Source organism: Micromonospora halotolerans, from assembly GCF_032108445.1.
In the GTDB taxonomy this organism is placed as follows: domain Bacteria; phylum Actinomycetota; class Actinomycetes; order Mycobacteriales; family Micromonosporaceae; genus Micromonospora; species Micromonospora halotolerans.
In genome coordinates this window covers 4889600-4910384 of the sequence record NZ_CP134876.1, presented here as the reverse complement: position 1 = coordinate 4910384, position 20785 = coordinate 4889600, and the positions used below count along the sequence as shown (strand labels likewise).

Below are 20785 nucleotides of genomic sequence, written 5' to 3'. Positions count from 1 at the left end.
TCTCCGACATGGAAGGTGTGCTGCCGCATCGCGCGGCCCAACTCCTCCGCGACGCCCGCCGTGTCGTCGTCTTCACCGGCGCCGGGATTTCCGCCGAGAGCGGCGTCCCCACCTTCCGTGACGATCTCAGCGGCCTGTGGGCGCGTTTCGATGCCCAGCGGCTCGCCACCGCGGAGGCGTTCCACACCGATCCCGACCTGGTCTGGGGCTGGTACGAATGGCGGCGCACCAGGGTGCTCCGGGCCGAGCCGAATTCCGGGCACCTGGCCATCGCCACCATCGAAGCCCGCGCCCCGAGCACCACCGTCATCACACAGAACGTCGACGACCTGCACGAGCGGGCCGGAACCCGGGCCGCGATCCACCTGCACGGCAGCCTCTTCACGCCCCGATGCGTGGCCGCGGCCGGTCACCCGGCGACCCTCCCGGACCCACCCGACGGCGATGTCGCGCGGCCGCACGAAGGGGGCCGGATCCCGCCGCCGCGGTGCGCGTCCTGTGGACTGCTCGTCCGCCCCGGCGTGGTGTGGTTCGGTGAGGCGCTGCCCGAGGCGGCGTTGACCGCCGCGGTCGAGGCCGCCGCCGCCTCCGACGTGCTCCTGACGGTCGGCACCTCCGGCGTCGTGTACCCGGCCGCCGAGATTCCCCGGATCGCGGCCCGCTCCGGCGCTGCCGTGATCCAGGTCAACCCGGAGCCGACCCCACTCGACCGGGTCTCCGCCGTCAACCTGCGCGGCCCCGCCGCACAGGTCCTTCCGGCCCTCGTCGCGGCCGCGTGGAAGGAAACCGACAAGACGTGAGTACCGCGACGTACGCGCACCGAGGATCGTCCGGCATGGCGCCGGAGAACACCGCGGCCGCCTTCGAGCTGGCGATCGCCGAGGGCACCGACTACGTCGAGACCGACGTGCAGCTCAGCGCCGACGGGGAGTTGGTGATCGTCCACGATGCCACGCTCGCCCGCACCACCGACGCCAAGCTGGTCTTCGCCGACCGGTCGCCCTGGAACGTGCACGACTTCACCCTGGCCGAGCTCAGGAAGCTCGACGCCGGAGGGTGGTACGACGACGATTTCGCCGGCCAGCACATCCTGACCTTCGACGAGTTGCTCGACCTGCTCGGCGGCCGGGTCGGCCTGAACCTCGAGCTGAAGTCACCCGCGTTGAATCCCGGGCTGGTGCGGGCCGTCGCCGCTCGGCTGCGGGAACGTCGGGGCGAGATCGAGCGGGGCCCCCTGCCGCGGCCGCTCGTCGTCGGGTCCTTCGACGAGCAGGCCATCCGGGACTTCCACGCGCGGCTGCACGACGTCCCGGTGGCGCTGATCGCCTACGACGTGCCGGCGGCCGGGAAGCTGACCGAGCTCGCCGGGTGGGTCTACTCGGTCAACCCGGACGTCCGCCGGCTGCAACCCGCGGACGCGGCCCGCGTCGTCGAGGCGGGCATGGCCGTCGTGCCGTGGACGGTCGACTCACCGGAGCTGTGGCGCCGGGCCCTCGACCTCGGCGTCGCCGGCATGATCACCAACTATCCGTACGCCCTGCGGAACATGCTGCGCGGCCGCGACCCGGTGCCCGGCGCGGCGGGTGTGGTCGTCCAGGACATCGTGTGCCGCTCCCCCGGCGACGAGCCGCAGTGGACCGGCGAGCACGCCGTCCTGCGCAACGTCTCCGGCGAGCCGGTGGACGTCAGCGGCTGGTACCTGCGCAGCCAGTCATCCGCCAGGGTCGTGGTGGGCGACGGCTACGTGATTCCGCCGGGCGGGCTGCTGCGGGTGCATACCGGCCCGGGCCGGAATGACGCGGCCAGCTACCACAACGGCCGCACCACCGCCGTCTGGAACGGCACGAAGGGCGACTCGGCGGGGTTGCATCGGGCGGACGGCACGATCGTGGACCTGTACGCCTACGTCGTCTGACCCGACCGACCCGCCGAGCCCGGTGCGGTCCGGCGGAGCATCGAAGGGCCGGCTCCGACGGAGCCGGCCCCTCGGGACCGAGGTGTCCCCTCGGCGGTGACGTGCTGGTCAGCCGACCGACTTGTTGTAGCTGTCGATCGCGGGCTGCACGCTCGCCGCGGCGTCCTTCATGGCCTGGTCGGCCGGCTTGCTGCCGACGATCGCCGCCTCCAGGCCGTCCTCGGACGCCTTGCGGGCCTGCGGCATCACGCCGAGCAGGCAGCCGGCCGACGCGACCGACGGCGGCAGCGCGTGCAGCTGGTCCACGGCGGTCTTGAACTGCGGGTACTGCGCCACCCAGTCCTTGTCGATCTGCTCGTCGAGCGCCTTGGCGTTGACCGGCACGTACCCGGTGCCGGTGTGCCACTTGGCCTGCTGGGCCGGGCTCACCGCGAACTTCACGAACTCCCAGGCGGCGCGCTTCTCCTTGTCGCTGTGCCCGACGCCGTTGATCCACAGCGAGGCGCCACCGATGATCGGCCCGCCCGTGGCCGCGCTGCTGGCCTTCGGGTACGGCGCGGTGAGCACGGTGAACTTGCCCTTGGCCGCGTCGACGTAGCCGCGCATGGCGCCGGTGGACTCCAGGTGCATCGCCACGGTGCCCGCCTTGAAGGCGGCCTGGGCGTCGTCGGTCTTGCGGCCGGTGTTCGCCGCGTAGCCGCCCTTCACCAGGTCCACCCACCACTGCGCGACGCGGACGCCGGTCTCCTGGTCGAACTGCACCTTCGTCGCCAGGCCCTTGCGCCCGTTGCTGTTGTCGCAGTACTCCTTGCCGTCGGTGGCGATCAACTGCTCCAGCAGCCAGCCGTAGATGGCGGCCCCGAAGCCGTACTGGACGGTCTTGCCGCTGGCGTCCTTGACGGTCAGCTTCTTCGCCATCTCCCCGAGCTCGTCCAGGTTCGTCGGCGGCTTCGTCGGGTCGAGGCCGGCCCGGACGAAGGCCTCCTTGTTCAGGTAGAGCAGCGGGGTCGAGGTGTTGAACGGCATCGACTGGAGCTTGCCGTCGATCGAGTAGTAGTTGGCGATGTTCGGCTCGATGTCGCCGGCGTTGAACCCGTCCTTGTCGATGAACTTGAACATCGGCACGGTCTGCTTGGAGTCGACCATGAAGCGGGAGCCGATGTCGTAGACCTGCACCAGCGCGGGCGTGTTCTTCTGCTGCACCGAGGCCTTGTACTTGGCGATCGTCTCGTCGTAGTTGCCCTGGTAGATGGCCTTGACCTCGGCCTTGCCCCCGCTCTGGGCGTTGAAGTCGGCGACCAGCTTGTCGATCGCCGCGGCGTTGGCGCCCTTCATCCCGTGCCAGAACTCGATGGTGGTCTTGTCGGTGGCCTTCTCGAGCACCTCCGCGCCGGGCGCTTCGAGGGCGTCCTTGGCCGAATCGGTGTCGGACCCGGAACCACCGCACGCCGTCAGCGCGGCGGCGGCTGCCAGGGCGACGAACGCCGTCATGGCCCGACGGAGCTTGGGTTGTCTCACGGGTTCTCCTCTTCTCGGATTACTTCAGCGCGCCGGCGGTGAGGCCACGGACGATGTAGCGCTGACCGAAGAGCACGACAGCCAACGTCGGGAGCAGGGACAGCGCGACGCCCGCGAGGACGAGGCCCGGTTGCGCCACCTCGGCGTCGTTGAGCTGCGAGATGCCGATCTGCAGCGTCTGGTACTCGGAGTCGCGGATCAGGATGAGCGGCCAGAAGTACTGGTTCCACGCCGACAGGAAGACGTAGACCCCGACCGCCGCGATCGAGGGCTTGGACAGGGGCACGATGACCCGCCACAACAGGCGCCAGTGGCCGCACCCGTCGATCACCGCGGCGTCCCGCAACTCGGTCGGGAACTGCAGGAAGGCCTGCCGCAGCAGGAACGTGCCGAAGGCCGAGGCGAGGAATGGCAGCACGAGACCGAGGTAGGTCAACCCGCCCCGCGCCAGACCCCACCCGGAGATGGCCAGGTAGTTGGGAATGATGATCGCTTCCCACGGCACCATGAGGGTGGCGAGGAACAGACTGAACGTCACCGCCCTCGCGGGCAGGCGAAGGAACGCGAAGGCGTACGCGGCCAGGATGCTGGTGACGATCTGGGCCACCGTGATGAGCCCGGCCTGGATGGCGGAGTTCACGTAGAAGCGGCCGAGCGGCACCGAGCGGAAGACGTCGCTGATGTTCTGCCAGTAGAGCTCGTGCGGCACCAGCGCGGGCGGGTAGGTCGCCAGGTCGCCGGGGCCCATCACGGCGCCGACGAAGCCGTAGTAGATGGGGAACAGAACCGGGATCGCGGCCAGGCCGAGCACGACGTAGACGGCGACCCGTCCGAGGCTGAACTTTTTCATCGGTAGTGGACCCGCCGCTCGAGGATGCCGAACTGGATGGCCGTGCAGCCGAGCATGACGACCAGCAGCACGACGGCCTGTGCGCTGGCCGAGCCGAAGTCGGAGGACCCGAAGGCGAACGCCTTCTCGTAGATGGAGTAGACCAGCGTCGTCGTGGCCTGGTCCGGGCCGCCCTTCGTCAGGATGTGGATCTGCCCGAAGCTCTGCAGCGCGTGGATCGTGGACACCACGACGAGGAAGAACAGCTGCGGGGAGAGCAGCGGCACGGTGATCCGGGACGCCAGCCGCCAGCCGGACGCCCCGTCCAGCCGCGCCGCCTCGACCACCTCGGGTGAGATCGCCGCGACGCCGGCGGAGAGCACGAGGACGTTGTAGCCGAAGTTCATCCACACCGTGGCGGCGCAGACGGCGGGCAGCGCGATCGACGGGTCGGTGAGCCAGTTGACCCGGTCGATCCCGACGGAACCGAGGACTCCGTTCGCCACGCCGATCGCCGGGTTGTAGATGACGGCGAAGACGACCGACGCCGTCGCCACCGAGAACGCGAACGGCAGCGCGAAGGCGGTGCGCAACACCCGTACCCCGCGGATGCGCGCCTCCAGCAGCAGCACCACGACGAGCGCGCCCAGGACGGCCGGCACCACGGAGAACAGCGTGAACAGGCCGGTGGTGGCCAGCACCTTGCCGAAGTCGGCCGACAGCATCTCCCGGTAGTGCTCCGCACCGACGTACACCGACGGGGCGCCGAAGAGGTCGTTGCCGTGGACGGACAGGTAGAGCGTCCGGCCCAGCGGCCAGAACACGAACAGCACGAAGACCACGACCGACGGCAGCAGCAGCAACCACCCGAGAGCGGATTCGGTGAAGCGTGCCGGCTTCGCCCGGCGGCCGGTGGAGCGTGTGGACTCCACGGTCGGGGCGCGGTCGTCCGGTGGGGCGCTGACGGTGCGAGGGGGAGGCACGGCAGCACAGTACCAACGCCATCGAGCGAAAGAAATCCTCCTCTGCACGACCCGGAGCTGGAAGTTCTTGCCAGCGGTCCCGGCGGTCGGCGGCGTCGCGAAGCCCCCGACGACGGCGTCCGGCCCGCCACGCGCGCCGGCCCGTCCATCCCGAAGCGCGGCATCCGGCCCGTAGCGTTCACCGCCCGTCCATTGCAATGACGAGATGATCGACGTTGCGTTCCTCGCGCAACCGTTGCAACACTTTGGCACCGCTGAGCTGGAGAGATCCCCGTAGGACGCAACAAGGTTGTTGCCGGAAGGTGGAAAGCAACGTAGCGTTTCCGATATCAGAAACAGTGCACGAGCACGGGAGAGCATGATGCAGAAGTTCGACACCCCCGCCCCGATCTCCGCCGTCCTCGACATCCCCGCCGGACGCATCCAGTTCATCGCCGCGGACCGCGCCGACACCACCGTCGACGTCCGGCCCGCCAGCCCAAGCAAGAGCCGCGACGCCCGGGCCGCCGAGCAGACCAGCGTCGCGTACGGCGACGGTGTCCTGCGGGTCACCGCCCCGACGCCGGACAACCGGCTCTTCGGTCCCTCCGGATCCGTGGAGGTCACCGTCCAGCTGCCCGCCGGCTCCCGCGTCGAGGCCAGGTCCGCCGCCACCGAGCTCCGCGGCGTCGGGCGCCTCGGTGACGTCGTCTTCGACGGCGCGTACCGCCGGATCAAAATCGACGAGGCCGCGAGCGTCCGCCTCACCGCGGTCGACGGCGACGTCGAGGTCGGCCGGCTCAACGGCCCCGCGGAGATCAGCACCGCACGGGGCGACATCCGGATCACCGAGGCCGTGCGCGGCACGGTCGTGCTCCGCACCGGGTCCGGCGACATCTCGGTCGCTGCCGCCGTCGGCGTCTCGGCCGCCCTGGACGCCGGCACCGGCTACGGGCGCGTCAGCAACAGCCTCAAGAACGACGGCACCACCGGCCTCGACATCCGCGCCACCACCGCCCAGGGCGACATCACCGCCCGTAGCCTCTGACCGACCACTACCAGGACCGGCCGCCGGGCCCGCCGCGATCGAGATCCCGTCGATCGTCGCCGGCCCGGCCCGGTCGGTATGTCGTCGGGTCGGGGACGTCGTTCGAGAAGCGCGGCGACGAGCAGGAACGAGGTCGCCGCCCGCGACCGGGCACCGGAATCCGTCGCGGCGAAGGACGACACGGAGACGGCCCAGGTGCGAGGATCTGCCAGATGAAGCGGAGATCTCTGATCCTCGGCGCGGCGGCCGGTGTCGCGGCTCCCGTCGTGGCCTCCGGCGCGACGCCCGCCGCCGCATCGACCACCGACGCCACCATCGACACCCCCCGGCCGCGCCGCACCTCGCGGCACAACAAGGCCAACAACCTCACGACCCTGCCGGCGACCACCCGGCAGGTCGTCATCGTGACCGCGGCCAGCTACCAGACCAGTTACGCCACACTGGAGACGTTCGCCAAGGTCGACGGGACCTGGGTCCCCGTCTCCGCGGCGCTGCCCGCGCGCATCGGATCCCAGTACTTCAGCGACCACCACGTCGAGGGCGTCCCGACCACGCCGACGGGCGTCTACTCCATCGGCCCGACGATGTACGGCATCGCGGCCAACCCGGGCGTCCGGTACCCCTACCACCGGGTCGTCGTGAACGACTGGTGGAACGAGAACCCGAACTCGCCCGGCTACAACACCTTCCAGCACACCGCCACCAGTCCCGGTGGCCTCAGCGAGGCGCTGTGGAAGGAGCAGCCCGCCTACACGCACTTCGCCGTGATCACCTACAACATGCCGCCGAACGTCGCGAAGCCGGTGCCGAACGCGGGCAGCGGGATCTTCCTGCACGAGTTCAGCAAGACCCCGTCCGGTCCCACCGCCGGCTGCGTCAGCCTGTCGCACACCGACCTGGTCAACGTGCTGCGGTGGCTCGACCCCGCTGCCCAGCCGCGCATCGTGATGTGCCCACTGGAAAGCCTCGGCCGCTACTGACCTCGGCATCGTCAGCCGGTGGATCGAGGGCCCGATGAGGACCGTGCCCGTACTGATCGTCGGCGCGGGCCCCACCGGGCTCACCGCCGCGACGCTGCTCGCGCAGTACGGCGTCGAGTGCCTGGTCCTCGACCGTTGGGAGTCGATCTACCCGCAGCCCCGGGCCGTCGCGCTGGACGACGAGGTCCACCGGATCCTTGCCCGACTCGGGCTGCGCGACGCCTTCGCCGCGATCTCCCGCCCGCACCGGGGCCTGCGCCTCCTCGACCGGAACATGCGGGTGCTGGCCGAGTTCCCACGCGGCACGGCGCCGGGCCGGCACGGCTACCCGCAGGGAAGCATGTTCGACCAGCCGGAGCTGGAGGCGATCCTCCGCCGCAATCTCCAGCGGTTCGGCACGGTCACCCTCCGCGGCAACGCCGAGGTCACCGCGTTGACGCAGGACTCCGGCGGGGTGCGGGTCGACGTCACCGACACCACCACCGGCGAGCAGGGGTCCGTGCGGGCGGCGTACGTCCTGGGCTGCGACGGCGCCAACAGCCTGACCCGCGCCTCGATCGGCGCCACCATGCGGGACCTGGGCTTCACGCAACGCTGGCTCGTCATCGACGTGGCCACCGAGGCCGACCTCGGCCAGTGGGAGGGTGTGCATCAGCTCTCCGACCCGGCCCGCGCGGGCACCTACCTGCGGATCGGGAGGACCCGCTACCGCTGGGAGTTCCGGCTGGCGCCCGGCGAGACCGCCGACGACTACCGCGACATGGCCCGGCTGCATCCGCTGATCGCTCGGTGGACCGGAGACCTCCCCGTCGCGGAGCTGGAGATCATCCGGGTCGCCGAGTACACCTTCCGCGCGCAGGTCGCGGACCGCTGGCGCGACCGGCGGGTGTTCCTGCTCGGCGACGCCGCGCACCTCAGCCCACCGTTCATCGGCCAGGGCCTGTGCGCCGGGCTGCGCGACGCGATGAACCTGGCCTGGAAGCTCGCCGGCGTGCTCGGCGGGACCCTCGCCGAGACCGTGCTCGACACCTACCAGATCGAACGCGGCCAGCACGTCCGTGCCATGATCAAGCTGGCCAGGCTCATCGGTACGGCGATGACGGCCGGCGGCGAGTGGGGCAACGTCATCCGTCGCGCCGTGGCGCCCCGGTTGCACCTCGTACCGGGTCTCACGGACCTGGCCACAGACAGCCGGACACCCCCGCTGCGCCGCTCCGACCTCGTGGTGCGGCCACGGCTGCGCCGCGGCCTCGCCGGCGGGCTCTGCCCGAACGCGATCGTCGACGGCGACCGGCGGTTCGACGACATGGCCGCCGGCCGGTTCGCGATCGTCACGTCCATCGAGCCGTCGACGGCGCTGCGGGCCGACATCGAACGGCGCGGGGCGGTGCTGATCATCGCCCGGCCGGGCAGCGCACTGCACCGCTGGCTGGGCGCCGCTCGCGCAGCCGTCGTCCGCCCCGACGGCGCCGTTCTCCGTGCCGACCGACGGCTGCTCCCCCGTACGATCGGCGCCGTCCGGCCGGTCGGCGGATGACCGCGCCGCAGTGAGCTCACCGGCGCCGGAGACCCGGGACAGACCGTCGTGCCACCCGGCAGCGGGTCGGGAAGCGACCGCCGACGCGGCGCGGTGGCCGGTCGCGTCGGGCGCCCTCGCGCCGTTCCGGCCGGTCCCGACGGACGGGCCGGAACGGCGCGAGGAGTCCTATCGGAGCGTCCACCGCTGATTCGCGGCGGCGGTGCAGCTCCAGAGGATGACGGTGGTGCCGTTGCCGGTGGCGGCGCCGTTGACGTCCAGGCACCTGGTGCCGTACACCCCCAGCTGCGCCCGGAGGCCTCCGCCGGACCGGCCGACGACCGCGCGGCCGGGCGGGCTCGGCGCGTACGCCGAGCCCGCCCGCTCCGGTTCCCGCCATTCCTGCTCGCCGGCTGAGCCGACTCGCACCCGCCGTTGCCGCGAAGGTCAGGAACACCCGGACCTGCGTCACGCCACTAGCGCTGCAGCGTCAGCACGCCCGGCCGGTACGGCAGGAGGCCGTAGTCGCCGCCGGAGTTCGGGGAACGTCCCTGGTAGAGCAGTTGGAGGTTGCAGGGGTCGATGGTCATGGTCTGGTCGGGGTTGCTGCGCACCAGGTCGCCGTGGCTGATGTCGTTCGTCCAGGTGGCGCCGCTGTTGGCCTTGCCGGCGAAGGGGTTGCTCTCGCTCGCGGCCTGCGGCGTCCAGGTGCCACCCAGGCTGCTGGCCGTGAACGAGCGGAAGTAGCGGCCCTGCGCGCCGATCGCCTCGACCAGCATGAGGTACTGGTTCTGGCCCTGGATCTTGTAGACCTGAACCCCCTCGAAGAGGTTGTTGGTCGAGTCGCTCATGATCACCGTCGACGACGCGCCGAAGCTGCCCGGGAAGTTCCCGATGGGCATGCTGGCGCGGTAGATCTTGCCGTTGTCCCCGGCGAAGAACAGGTACATGTTCGTGCTGTCACCGATGAGCGTCTGGTCGATGGGCCCCGTCCCGGAGCCCGAGATGCTTCCGGAGAAGAGCGTCTGCTGCGACGACCACCCGTTCACGTTGGTGGGGTCGCTGGACGTCCGGTAGGAGAACGCCGTCCCGCCCCACTGGTAGGCGAGCACCCAGATGTTCTTCGGGGCGAAGTAGAACAGTGTCGGCGCGACAGCGGCGAAGGGCATCGCGTTCTGGCTGGCCGAGCCCATGTCGGACCAGTTCGTGAACAGGCTGAAGTTCATCGAACCCCACGACGTCCCGGTGTCGTGCGTCGTGGCGTAGACGAGGTGCCGGCCGTTGTACACGACGTTGGTGAAGTCCTTGAGCGAGACCCACCCCGATCGCGGGTTCGCCAGCGCGCCCGTCGACGACCAGCGGTACGTCGACGGCAGCGTGCACGAGCCGCCCGGCGGCGGCGTGGGGTTGCCCCCGCCGTCGACCCGGACGAGCTGCCACTGCTGGTTGGCGCCGTTCCAGTCGTCGTACTGCACGATGCTGCCGCCGTCGGCGGTCGAGGCGCCCTGCACCTCCACCACCTTGTTGCTGTTCCGGTTGATCAACCGGACGTAGCCGCTGTCGGAGTCGGCCAGCCGGAACTGCTGGTTGGCCTGATTGCCGTCGGTCCACTGCACGACGTTGGCGCCGTTGGCGGTCGACCAGTTGTAGACGTCCAGCACCTTGCCGGACAGCCGCGACCGCAACCGGTAGTAGCCGCCGCCCGAGTCCACGAACTGCCACTGCTGCTGGTTGCCGTTGTTCCGCGACCACTGCACGATCCGCGCGCCGTCGTTCGTGGCCAGGTTGTAGACGTCCAGGGCCTTGCCACTGTTGCGGTTGACCAACACGTACCACGCGCTCGTGTCGACCGTCGCCGCGGCGGCCGGCGTCGACACCGCCGCCGCGGCGGCACCACCGACCACCACCGCCGTCACGGCGGCGGCGACCACCCGGGGCAGCCACCTGCGCCGCCGCGGCGGCGCGATCGGCTGAGACCTGTCGAGGGCAGACATGATCCTCCTTCATGGACCAAGAGCCGAACGGTCCGCCTGGGAATGGGCGCACCGTGACGCATGGCCGGACCCTGCGCCGGAAGTGTTAGCGCTAACAGGATGGACGCATGCCCTGACCAACGCCTGATTCGGGGAGCCGGCGAACTGGGCTTGCCCGGTGAGCCACACGTTCCGCCGTCCTTGTCCATCGACAGTGAGCGATAACATCTCGTTCGTCAAGTGGTGATGCGCGCCAGCCGGCACTCCACCACGGCCGGAGCGGGCGGTTCTCGCGCTGTGCCCGGAACTTTCGGGCGGAGGCTTCCCGGTCACGACCGTCGGACTCGTCACGCACCGAGCGAGACACGGATGTATAGATCTTGGCGGGGGCCAAAGGTGCAGGTAGACGGGCTGGCTTCCCCCATGGAAGCGCCACTTCGCCGCCGGTGCCCTCCGGAACAGTTCCGGAAGATGTTGTTCCAACGGGGTCGCCATGCCAGCATGACCTGGATTGAAGCCCATCTTTACCTGTCCGGGTTGTGCGATCGACCGACGGCCCTCGCCCGCAAGCCCGGGCTGCGGCCACCACCCATGGGGCTCGGCGGCCGGGACGCACAACCGAAGAGGAGGCAATCGTGGCAACCAGCTCTCCCGTCCCCTCCGCCGGCTCATCCAGGAGCCGATTGCTGCGGATCCGGCTGCTGGCCAGCGGTGCCGTTGCCGCCGTCGCGGCAATGGGTGTGGTGGTGGTGATGCCGGACGCGAACGCCGCGGCGAGCACCCTGGGTGCGGCGGCTGCGCAGTCCGGCAGGTACTTCGGCACGGCCATCGCGGCGGGCCGGCTCGGTGATTCGACCTACACCACGGTCGCCGGGCGCGAGTTCACCATGGTGACGGCCGAGAACGAGATGAAGCCGGACGCCACGGAGCCCCAGCGTGGCCAGTTCAACTTCGGTTCCGGCGACCAGATCTACAACTGGGCGACCCAGCGCGGCATGAAGGTCCGCGGCCACACCCTGGCGTGGCACGCCCAGCAGCCGGGCTGGATGCAGAGCCTCGGCGGCAGCAGCCTGCGCCAGGCGATGATCGATCACATCAACGGCGTGATGGCCCACTACAAGGGCAAGCTCGCCTACTGGGACGTCGTCAACGAAGCCTTCAACGAGGACGGCAGCCGGCGGCAGTCCAACCTGCAGTCCACCGGCAACGACTGGATCGAGGTGGCGTTCCGCACCGCGCGCAACGCCGACCCCTCGACCAGGCTGTGCTACAACGACTACAACATCGAGAACTGGTCCTACGGCAAGACGCAGGGCGTCTACAACATGATCCGGGACTTCAAGTCCCGTGGCGTGCCGATCGACTGCGTGGGCCTGCAGACCCACTTCACCGGTGGCAGCTCGCTGCCGGGCAACTTCCAGACCACGTTGTCGAGCTTCGCCGCCCTCGGGGTGGACGTGGCCCTGACCGAGGTCGACGTCACCAACGCGTCGACCTCGCAGTACGCCGGGCTGACCCAGGCCTGCATGAACGTGCCGCGCTGTGTCGGCATCACCGTGTGGGGCGTTCGGGACAGCGACTCATGGCGCTCCAGCGAGAACCCGCTGCTCTTCGACGGTGGCGGCAACAAGAAGGCCGCGTACACCTCGGTGCTCAATGCCCTCAACGCGGCCGGCCCCACCTCCTCGCCGACCCCGACCGGCACCGGATCCCCGTCGCCGTCGGTCCCGCCGGGCGGAGCGAACCGGATCGTCGGCGCCCAGTCCGGCAGGTGCATCGACGTGCCGAACGCGTCGCAGAACAACGGCACGCGGGTGCAGCTCTACGACTGCAACGGCCAGGCCAACCAGGCCTGGACGCTCACGTCGAGCAAGCAGCTCACCGTGTACGGCAGCAAGTGCCTGGACGCCGCGGGATCCGGCAACGCCTCGGCCGTGCAGATCTACAGCTGCAACGGGCAGGCCAACCAGCAGTGGAACGTCAACTCCAACGGCACCATCACCGGAGTGCAGTCCGGACGCTGCCTGGACGTGTGGGGCACCGGCAACGGCCAGCAGGTCCAGATCTACGACTGCAACGGGCAGGCCAACCAGCGATTCAGCCTGAACTGACCCCGGGGCGTCGATCGCGGTGTGGCGGCGACACGTGCCGCCACACCGCACCGCCGCGGCGCGGCGGTGCGGTGTGGCGGTGCGGTCGGTAGCTACTCGAAGGTGAGCTGGTCGCTGCGGCGCGGCATCAGCGACAACGCGCCCACCCCCAGGACCGCCAGCACGGCCAGCGCGACGAAGACGTGGTGCGTCGCGTGGTACAGCGACACGCGGACGTAGTCGGCCACGGCCGGCTCGGCGGACTGGCTGTGCCCACCCAGCACGAGGCTTGCGGCGTCCACGTGCTCGGGCAGCCGGGCGGCGATCTCCGCCGGCGGGTGCGCGAAACGGTCGGCAAGGGTGGCGTTGGCGATCGCCCCGAAGACGGCGGCGCCGACCGCGCTGCCCAGGGACCGGCTGAACATGTTGGCGCCGGTGACCACCCCGCGGCGGTCCCAGCCGACCACGGACTGCACGGCGACCAGGGTCGGGCTGGCGGTCAGCCCGAGCCCGACACCGAGCACGAAGACCGCTGCGGCAGCCGCCGGCACCGTCGAGTCCGGCCCGAGCAGCGTGGTCAGCGCCGCGCCGCCGACCACGAAGACGCCGCCGATGAGGGCCGTGTCACGGAAGCCGATCCGCAGGTAGACGCGCCCGGCGAGGCTGGCCGCCAGCGGCCAGCCGACCGACAACGCCGCGAGCGCGAACCCGGCCACCAGCGCGCTGGTGCCGAGCACGCCCTGGGCGTAGGTGGGCAGGTACGAGCTCAGGCCGATCGTGAGCGCCCCGACGCACAGCGCGGTGAGACTGCCTCCGGCGAGCACGCGGCGGCCGAACACCCACAGCGGCAGCACCGGCTCGGCGGCGCGGCGCTCCACGCCGACGAACGCGACGAGCGCGACGACACCGGTCACGAGGATCGCCACGCTCCGGACCGACGCCCAGGGCCAGGCCACGCCACCCTGGAGAAGCCCGAGGATGAGGAGCCCGAATCCGACGGTGAGCAGGGCCGCGCCCGCGTAGTCCACCCGGTGCCTGGTGCGGGTGATCCGTTCGGTGAAGTGACGGGCGAGCGTCCACGCCGCCACCGCGCCGAGCGGCAGGTTGATGTAGAAGATCCACCGCCACGACAGGTACTCGGAGAAGACGCCGCCGAGCGTGGGGCCCAGCACCGCGGAGATGCCCCAGACGCTGGCCAGGTAGCCCTGCACCCGCGCCCGTTCCGCCACCGTGTAGAGGTCGCCGACGATCGTCATGCTCATGGGCTGCACGGCCCCCGCCCCGATGCCCTGGACGGCGCGCGCGACGATCAGCGCGGGCATGCTCCACGCGACACCGCACAGGATCGAGCCGAGCAGGAAGAGCGCGATGCCGAAGAACATCACGGGCCGGCGTCCCAGCGAGTCGGCGAACTTGCCGTAGATCGGCACCGTGACCGCCTGGGTGAGCAGGTAGATCGAGAACAGCCACGGAAACTGCGCGAAGCCACCGAGGTCCCGCACGATCGACGGCACCGCGGTGGCGATGATCGTGGAGTCCAGTGCGACCAGGCCCGTGCTGAGCATGATCGCGGCGAGCACCGGGCCACGATCGGAACGAAAGCCGACGCTCGTCACGGTCGGGTCACTGCCCGCCGGGCCCGAACCGCTGCCGGCCGCAGGTCTCGCCACCACGTACGCACTCCTCCGCTGGCAGGTGGATCGCCGATGGTCAACGTATCCGGGCTCTTACCGTGTCCGGGCGGGAAGGCGCAGCTCTTCGAGATCCAGCTCGCGTTCCAGGACACGCAGCCCCTCGTCCGGCAGTTGGCCGGCGTCCCGCCAGCGCAACAGCTCCTCGCGCTGCGCATCGATCGCGGCCCGGCGGATGCGCAACGCCGCCTCGTACTGCGGTGAGACCGGCACCTCGGACACGTCGGCCGCCTGGAGCAGGTCGAGGCGGTCGCGGTAGCGGATCAGCCGGCTGTGCAGTTGCGCGCGCATCGACTCGACGGCGTCGGCGTACTCCGGTTCCTCGGCGGCGACCTCCGCGAGCCGGGCCAGGGCGGCCTCGACGGACGCCGACCGTGCTTCATTGCGGACCCGGACCTGGTCCGCCTCGTCGGCACGCAGGCCCAACGCGCGCACCAGCGGCGCGAACGTGAGCCCCTGACCGACCAGCGTCACGAGCACGACGACGAAGGCGCAGAACAACAGCAGGTCCCGGTCGGGGAAGGGTGCTCCGCTGTCGGTCACCACCGGCAGGGTGAAGATCGCGGCGAGGCTGATGACGCCGCGCGTACCGGACCAGCTGAGCGCGACGACCTCACGGCCGGTCAGCCGCCGGGCGTTGCGTGCCTCCCGGACGGCGCGGCGGGCGGACCCGGCGGTGTCGTCGTCGTACTCGGCGGCGGCGCCGAGGCGGGTGTGCATCCAGCGGGGCAGCAACTCGTTCAGGATCAGCCACAACGGGCGCAGAAGCAGCACCACGCCGACCGAGACCGCCACCGCGATGACGATCGTGGCGGGGGTGTACTGCTGCAGTCCCTGCACGACCTTGGGCAACTGCTGGCCGATCAGGAGGAAGACGAACCCCTCGAGAAGGAAGTCGACCAGCCGCCACACGGCGCTCGTCTGCAGCCGGCTGGCGCCGGAGGCGAGCCGGGGCGTGTGGTGCCCGACGATCAGCCCGGCGACCACCACCGCGAGGACCCCCGAGACGTGCAGTTGCTCGCCGAGCAGGAAGGCCACGAACGGGGTGGCGAGCGAGACCGCGTTGGACAGCAGCGGATCCCTGGTCAACGGCCGCGCCAGGCGAACGCCCCACGCGACCGCGGCGCCGACCACGATCCCACCGGCCGCCGCGACGACGAACTGTCCGGCGGCCGCGGCGAAGGAGAACGTGCCGCTGACGGCCGCGGTCACCGCCACGCTGAGGATCGTCAACGCGGTGGCGTCGTTGAGCAGCCCCTCGCCCTGGATGATGGTGACCAGCTTCGGTGGCAGATTCACCCGCCGGCCGACCGCGAGCGCCGCCACCGGGTCGGGCGGCGCGACGGCCGCGCCGACCGCGACACCGGCGGCCAGGGTCGCTCCGGCGACGAACAGGTGGAACCCCACCCCGATGGCCAACGCGGTCACGAGCACCAGGACCACCGAGAGGCTGACCACGATGCGCATGTTCTTGCGGATCGCCAGCAGCGACGAGTCGAGCGCCGCGCTGTACAGCAGCGGTGGCAGAACGACGGTCAGCACGACGTGCGGGTCCAGCCTGATGTTCGGTCCCGGGAGGAGCGCGTAGAGGATGCCGATCAGCGTCAGGAGCGCCGCCGCGGGCAGGCCGGTGCGCGAGGCCAGCCACCGCGCGACGATGATGACCGCGACGGCAGCCAGGACGAACAACAACAGACTTTCGGGACTCACCCACGCATTCTCCCCCGAAGACCATCGGACCCCGGCGCCGGCGAACCCTGGGGTCAGACGGTGCGGCGGGAGCGGGTCAGAGCCAGCCAGCCGAGGACCGCGGCGATCAGGCCGATCGCCAGGGCCGCGAAGCCACCGACGATTCCGTACCCGGTGCCGGGACCGCCCTCGGCGGCGGCCACCACCAGCCCGCCGATGACCATGCCGGCCAGCCCGGCCACCAGGGCCACGAGGGCCCCTCGCCGGCCGCTGCCGGTGCCGATCCGGCCGGCGGAGCGGGCCAGGGCCAGCCCACCGACGATGACGCCGGCCAGCGCCACCAGCACGGCCACGGTGCCCACGAGCCGCCCGGTGGTCAGGGTGTAGGGATCGACGGCCGACTGGGCCGAGACGTACGCGGCCGCCGGTGTGGCGGGCCCGAGCCCTGCGGGCACGGCGGCGACCAGGTGACGGGTGTCCATGGGGTGCTCCTTCTTCTCTGACGACCGGACGTGTCTGATCCTGTCCGCCGGCCCACCACCTGTCGTCCTGCCGACGTGGGCACTTCACACTGCCGCAGGCGGCGCATCCGGCTGCCACGGATGTCGCAGAACGCGGCACGGTACCGCGTCCGCGGTAGCCGGCCGATCGTCCGCACGCAGGACTCGCCCGGGGCGGACAGCCGGTTAGGGTGCGCGCATGGGTAGGGGACGCATCGGTGTCAGCGACTCGGCGATCGCCGTCGGCGTGGCGGCGATCCTGCTGGTCACCGGCCTGTCCGGGGAGCGCTCCGCCACGAGCCTCGACCTGGCGGGGTACGCGCTGCTGGCGGCCGGCGGCCTGGCGCTGGTCGCGCGCCGCCGCGCTCCGGTTGCCGTGCTGGCCCTCACCGGGCTGTGCGCGGTGGGTCACCAGGCGGCCGGTTTCGACGTGCCGGCCGTCGCGTACCTGTTCGCGGTGTACGGCGCCGTGCGCGCGGGACACCATACCGTCACGGTGGTGGCGAGCGTGATCATGCTGGCCGCTCTCCCCCTCGCCGCGATGGCCTCGGGCCTGCACGACACGGGCGAGGCGTTCGCGCAGGCCCGAGGGGCCCTCGAGCTGGCCTGGCTGATCGCCGCCGGCGCGGCCGGTGAGGCGCTGCGGCAGGCCGAGCGGCGGGCGGACGAGGCCGAGCGCACGCGCGAGGAGACCGCGCGCCGCCGCGCCGACGAGGAGCGGCTGCACATCGCGCGGGAGCTGCATGATTCGCTCACCCACCAGATCTCCGTCATCAAGGTGCAGGCCGAAGTCGCCGTGCACCTGGCCCAGAAGCGGGGCGAGCAGGCGCCGGAGGCCCTCCTGGCGATCCGGGACGCCGGTCGTGAGGCCGCCCGGGAACTGCGCGCGACCCTGGAGGTGCTGCGCGACGACGACCGGAACCCGCCGCGTGGGCTCGACCAGGTTCCGGAACTCGTGCAACGGGCCCGGATGACCGGCCTGGACGCGAAGCTGACGATCGAGGGACGCCGGAGCGACCTGCCGGCCGCGGTGGACCGGACCGCCTACCGGATCGTCCAGGAGTCGCTGACCAACGTCGCCCGTCACGCCGCTGCCGCCACTGCCTCGGTCCGGATCGACTACCGGCCCGACGCCCTGCTCATCCGGGTCGAGGACGACGGCAGGACCACGTCGGACACCCCACCGGCGCCCGGCGTCGGGCTGCTCGGGATGCGCGAGCGGGTCACCGCCCTCGGCGGTCACCTGACGGCGGCACCGCGCCGCGAGGGCGGCTTCACCGTCCAGGCCGAACTCCCCGTGGATCAGCTCTCGTGATCCGTGTCCTGCTGGTCGACGACCAGCCGCTCATCCGCAGCGGATTCCGCGCGCTCCTCGACATCGAGGACGACATCGAGGTGGTGGCCGAGGCCGCCGACGGCGGCCAGGCCGTGGCGCTGGCCAGGGAGCACCTGCCCGACATCGCACTCATCGACATCCAGATGCCGGTCGTCGACGGCGTCGAGGCGACCCGGCGCATCGCCGCGGATCCGACCCTGGCCGGGGTCCACGTCGTCATCCTCACCAACTACGGCCTGGACGAGTACGTCTTCCACGCGCTGCGCGCCGGCGCGGCCGGATTCCTCGTCAAGGACATCCAGCCGGAGGACCTTTTGCACGCCGTGCGCGTCGCCGCCCGCGGCGACGCCCTGCTGGCACCGTCGATCACCCGCAGGCTGATCAACCGGTACGTCTCCCAACCACTGCGCACCGGCTCCGACGCGGAACTGGAGGAGCTGACCAACCGCGAACGCGAGGCCGTCGCCCTGCTCGCGCGGGGCCTGTCCAACGACCAGATCGCCGACACCATGGTGATCAGCCCGATGACCGCGAAGACCCACATCAACCGCGCCATGACCAAGCTCCACGCCCGCGACCGCGCCCAACTCGTGGTCCTCGCCTACGAGTCAGGCCTGGTGACGCCGCGCACCTCCTGACCGCCGGCCGGCGGCTGGGAAGGCCGCCGCCACGCCGTACCGGGCCCGAGGACGGCCCGTCATCGGCCGAGCCGTGCGGCCATCCGGCGGCGCAACGGCGGCACCGCGCCGGTGATGCGCATCGCCGTGCGGACGGCGGCCCGGCCGAGGCGGCTGCTCGACCCGGCCTGGCGGGCGTTACGCAGTGACTGCCGCACGGCGGCGAAGCCGTAGTCGAGCATCTGCCGCTCGTAGTCGTGCAGCGCCGGCAGCAGGGCAGACGTGCCGGCGGCGACCTCGGTGAGCCGGCGGCACAGCAGCTCGGCGTCGCGCAGTGCGGTGTTGGCACCGATTCCGGCCATCGGCGTCATGTTGTGGATGGCGTCGCCGAGGAGGGTCACCGAGGTGGTCCGCCAGGCGTCGACCGGCGTGGCGCTGCGGATCCGGATGGCGTTGACGGCCCGCGGGTCGGAGCCGGCGATCAGGTCCCGCAGGGCGGGGGCCCAGCCACCGGTCCGGGCCAGCACCAGTCGCTGGAGGTCCGCTCCGGGGAGTGACTCGACGCCGTCCGGAAAGGCGGTCGCCGCGTCGGAGTAGCCCCACAGGACGAACGGCACGGCGTTGTCCAGCAGGAACTCCCGGGGCGTGTCCCGGTCGGGCACGATGACCCGCCGATCGGGATGCCACACGGCGGTGAACAGGGATCCTCGGTCCTTCGGGATCACCAGGTTGGCGTCGTGGGTCAGGACGCGGGGCAGGGTCGCGCCGTCGAGGCGGTGCTTGCCGGCGACCGCCACGATGCCCGTGTCGATCCGGCGCGCGTGCGGCAGCAGTTGACCGCGTACGCGCGAGTTCGCGCCGTCGGCGCCGATCAGCACGTCGGCGGTGGCGCTGCCGCCGTCCGCGAAGTGGGCGGTGACCCGGCCGTCGGCCGTCGTCTCGTAGTGCGTGAACTCCTTGCCGGGGCGGAGGACGCCCTCCAGGCCGGTCAGCAGCACCTCGCGGAGGCTGATCCGGCTCACGCCGTAGTGGCGTTCGTCGGCACCGCCGGTGGGGGCGATCTCGTCGGCGGTGAGGCGCACGAGGTCGGCGAGCTGCTCCGTGGTGAACGCGAAGCCGCCGCCGTCGACCGAGACCGTGTCGAGGAACGCCTGCCAGTTCGCCGCCGGGAGGCAGGCACGCAGCGCGTGGCTGCCGTGGGGGTTGATGTGGATGCGGTAGCCCTGCAGCCAGTCGGTGCGGGTCTGGGTGCGCTCGTAGACGGTAACCGCGACGCCGGCCCGGCGAAGGCCGTGAGCCAGGCACAGGCCGCCGATGCCACCGCCGATGATCATGACGTTGAGGTCGCTCATGACCTGATGGTCATTCGCGAGTGTGGGTTTGTCAAGCAGATGGTTGATTAGAGTACTCGTCCAAATGACGCTGATAGGATCACCGCATGCCACGGCGGTCCCCCAGCGGCGATCAACGACAGCGCGACGCGGAGCGCACGCGCGAGCGCATCCTCGAGGCGGCTCTGGTCGAGTTCGGCGAGCACGGCTTCGCAGGCGCCCGCACCAGCGCGATCGCCGCTCGCGCCGGGGTCAACCAGCAGCTGATCTCCTACTACTTCGGCGGCAAGGAAGGCCTCTATCAGGCCCTGCAGCAGCGCTGGCGGACCACCAGCGGCGCCGCGCAACCGGAGCGGCCGATGGCCGACGTGGTCGCGGGCTTCCTCCGGCTCGGCGCGACCCAGCGGTCCTGGGCGCGGCTGCTCGTCTGGGAGGGACTCGCCGACACGGGAGCGACCACCGAGACCGAAGAGGAGGCGCAGGCCCACCGGTACTTCACGGCGATGGTCGATGACGTGCGCCGCCGGCAGCGGTCCGGTGAGCTGTCCGCCGACCTCGACCCCGCGTACGTGGTGCTGACGTTCTTCGCGGCGGCCATGGCGCCGACCGTGCTGCCGCAGGTCGTCCGCCGGCTGACCGGCCTCGCCGCCGACTCGCCCGAGTTCCTCGACGCGTACGCCGCACAACTGGGCCGCATGCTCGGCCACCTGGCCGCACCCACTCCCCCGTCGGACTGATCAGGGGGCTCGGGGCCGCACCGTGGTGCCGACCACCGGCACCGGACAGGGAG

The 20785-nt window shown here is 71.2% G+C and carries 18 protein-coding genes; 9 read left to right on the top strand and 9 right to left on the bottom strand.

The window, feature by feature from the left end:
- The first annotated feature begins 8 nt into the window (after positions 1-8).
- Together RMN56_RS23180 and RMN56_RS23175 are read left to right on the top strand one after the other, a co-directional pair.
- Positions 9-800 carry an SIR2 family NAD-dependent protein deacylase gene (locus RMN56_RS23180; protein WP_313719632.1) on the top strand — a complete coding sequence of 264 codons (792 nt, stop codon included), beginning with the start codon at positions 9-11 and terminating at the stop codon, positions 798-800.
- Entirely contained in the window at positions 797-1915 is a 1119-nt protein-coding gene (locus RMN56_RS23175; RefSeq protein ID WP_313719631.1) for a glycerophosphodiester phosphodiesterase family protein, read from the top strand. Before RMN56_RS23180 ends, RMN56_RS23175 begins: the two co-directional genes overlap by 4 nt.
- 108 nt (positions 1916-2023) lie before the next feature.
- Here RMN56_RS23175 and RMN56_RS23170 read toward each other — a convergent pair whose 3' ends face one another.
- The 3 genes from RMN56_RS23170 to RMN56_RS23160 are packed head-to-tail and all read right to left on the bottom strand — an operon-like array spanning position 2024 to position 5245.
- Positions 2024-3433: an ABC transporter substrate-binding protein gene (locus RMN56_RS23170; protein ID WP_313719629.1), complete on the bottom strand. Its 1410-nt coding sequence runs from the start codon at positions 3431-3433 to the stop codon at positions 2024-2026.
- 19 nt (positions 3434-3452) lie between these two features.
- The gene (locus RMN56_RS23165; RefSeq protein ID WP_313719627.1) at positions 3453-4283 is read right to left on the bottom strand and encodes a carbohydrate ABC transporter permease; all 831 of its coding nucleotides are present in this window, start codon (positions 4281-4283) and stop codon (positions 3453-3455) included.
- Positions 4280-5245 carry a carbohydrate ABC transporter permease gene (locus tag RMN56_RS23160; RefSeq protein WP_262286405.1) on the bottom strand — a complete coding sequence of 322 codons (966 nt, stop codon included), beginning with the start codon at positions 5243-5245 and terminating at the stop codon, positions 4280-4282. The genes RMN56_RS23165 and RMN56_RS23160 overlap by 4 nt, the downstream gene beginning before the upstream one ends.
- Positions 5246-5606: 361 nt before the next feature.
- Here RMN56_RS23160 and RMN56_RS23155 point away from each other — a divergent pair, with 361 nt between their 5' ends.
- The 3 genes from RMN56_RS23155 to mhpA all read left to right on the top strand — a co-directional run bounded on the left by RMN56_RS23155 (position 5607) and on the right by mhpA (position 8789).
- Positions 5607-6272, top strand: coding sequence for a DUF4097 family beta strand repeat-containing protein (locus RMN56_RS23155; protein ID WP_313719625.1), 666 nt, complete (start codon positions 5607-5609; stop codon positions 6270-6272).
- 212 nt (positions 6273-6484) lie between these two features.
- The gene (locus RMN56_RS23150; protein WP_313719624.1) at positions 6485-7252 is read left to right on the top strand and encodes a L,D-transpeptidase family protein; all 768 of its coding nucleotides are present in this window, start codon (positions 6485-6487) and stop codon (positions 7250-7252) included.
- A gap of 34 nt (positions 7253-7286) precedes the next feature.
- On the top strand, positions 7287-8789 hold the full coding sequence (mhpA, locus tag RMN56_RS23145; protein WP_313719622.1) for a bifunctional 3-(3-hydroxy-phenyl)propionate/3-hydroxycinnamic acid hydroxylase MhpA: 1503 nt from the start codon (positions 7287-7289) through the stop codon (positions 8787-8789).
- 168 nt (positions 8790-8957) lie between these two features.
- On the opposite strand, the gene RMN56_RS23140 is transcribed toward mhpA, so the two are convergent.
- Together RMN56_RS23140 and RMN56_RS23135 are read right to left on the bottom strand one after the other, a co-directional pair.
- Complete coding sequence (locus tag RMN56_RS23140) at positions 8958-9197, bottom strand: RICIN domain-containing protein (RefSeq protein WP_313719621.1); 240 nt, start codon at positions 9195-9197, stop codon at positions 8958-8960.
- Between the two features lie 47 nt (positions 9198-9244).
- Positions 9245-10762 carry a non-reducing end alpha-L-arabinofuranosidase family hydrolase gene (locus tag RMN56_RS23135; RefSeq protein WP_313719619.1) on the bottom strand — a complete coding sequence of 506 codons (1518 nt, stop codon included), beginning with the start codon at positions 10760-10762 and terminating at the stop codon, positions 9245-9247.
- Between the two features lie 713 nt (positions 10763-11475).
- Between RMN56_RS23135 and RMN56_RS23130 the strand changes: the two genes are divergently transcribed.
- On the top strand, positions 11476-12852 hold the full coding sequence (locus RMN56_RS23130; RefSeq protein WP_313724840.1) for an endo-1,4-beta-xylanase: 1377 nt from the start codon (positions 11476-11478) through the stop codon (positions 12850-12852).
- Between the two features lie 92 nt (positions 12853-12944).
- Here the strand turns inward: RMN56_RS23130 and RMN56_RS23125 are convergent, their stop codons facing one another.
- From RMN56_RS23125 to RMN56_RS23115, 3 genes are read right to left on the bottom strand one after another with little or no spacing between them, the layout of a single operon-like run.
- A complete protein-coding gene (locus RMN56_RS23125; RefSeq protein ID WP_313719617.1) occupies positions 12945-14504 on the bottom strand; it encodes an MDR family MFS transporter in 1560 nt (519 codons plus the stop codon).
- 54 nt (positions 14505-14558) lie between these two features.
- The gene (locus RMN56_RS23120; RefSeq protein WP_313719616.1) at positions 14559-16232 is read right to left on the bottom strand and encodes a Na+/H+ antiporter; all 1674 of its coding nucleotides are present in this window, start codon (positions 16230-16232) and stop codon (positions 14559-14561) included.
- 53 nt (positions 16233-16285) lie between these two features.
- Positions 16286-16693, bottom strand: a complete 408-nt coding sequence (locus RMN56_RS23115) for a DUF6223 family protein (RefSeq protein ID WP_313719615.1) — start codon at positions 16691-16693, stop codon at positions 16286-16288.
- 217 nt (positions 16694-16910) lie between these two features.
- Here RMN56_RS23115 and RMN56_RS23110 point away from each other — a divergent pair, with 217 nt between their 5' ends.
- A complete protein-coding gene (locus RMN56_RS23110) occupies positions 16911-18026 on the top strand; it encodes a sensor histidine kinase (protein ID WP_313719614.1) in 1116 nt (371 codons plus the stop codon).
- Entirely contained in the window at positions 18023-18685 is a 663-nt protein-coding gene (locus tag RMN56_RS23105) for a response regulator (RefSeq protein ID WP_313719613.1), read from the top strand. Before RMN56_RS23110 ends, RMN56_RS23105 begins: the two co-directional genes overlap by 4 nt.
- A 59-nt stretch (positions 18686-18744) precedes the next feature.
- Here the strand turns inward: RMN56_RS23105 and RMN56_RS23100 are convergent, their stop codons facing one another.
- Complete coding sequence (locus RMN56_RS23100; protein WP_313719612.1) at positions 18745-20016, bottom strand: FAD-dependent oxidoreductase; 1272 nt, start codon at positions 20014-20016, stop codon at positions 18745-18747.
- Positions 20017-20102: 86 nt separating this feature from the next.
- On the opposite strand from RMN56_RS23100, the gene RMN56_RS23095 reads away from it, so the two are divergent.
- Positions 20103-20732, top strand: a complete 630-nt coding sequence (locus RMN56_RS23095; RefSeq protein WP_313719611.1) for a TetR/AcrR family transcriptional regulator — start codon at positions 20103-20105, stop codon at positions 20730-20732.
- Positions 20733-20785: the final 53 nt, after the last annotated feature.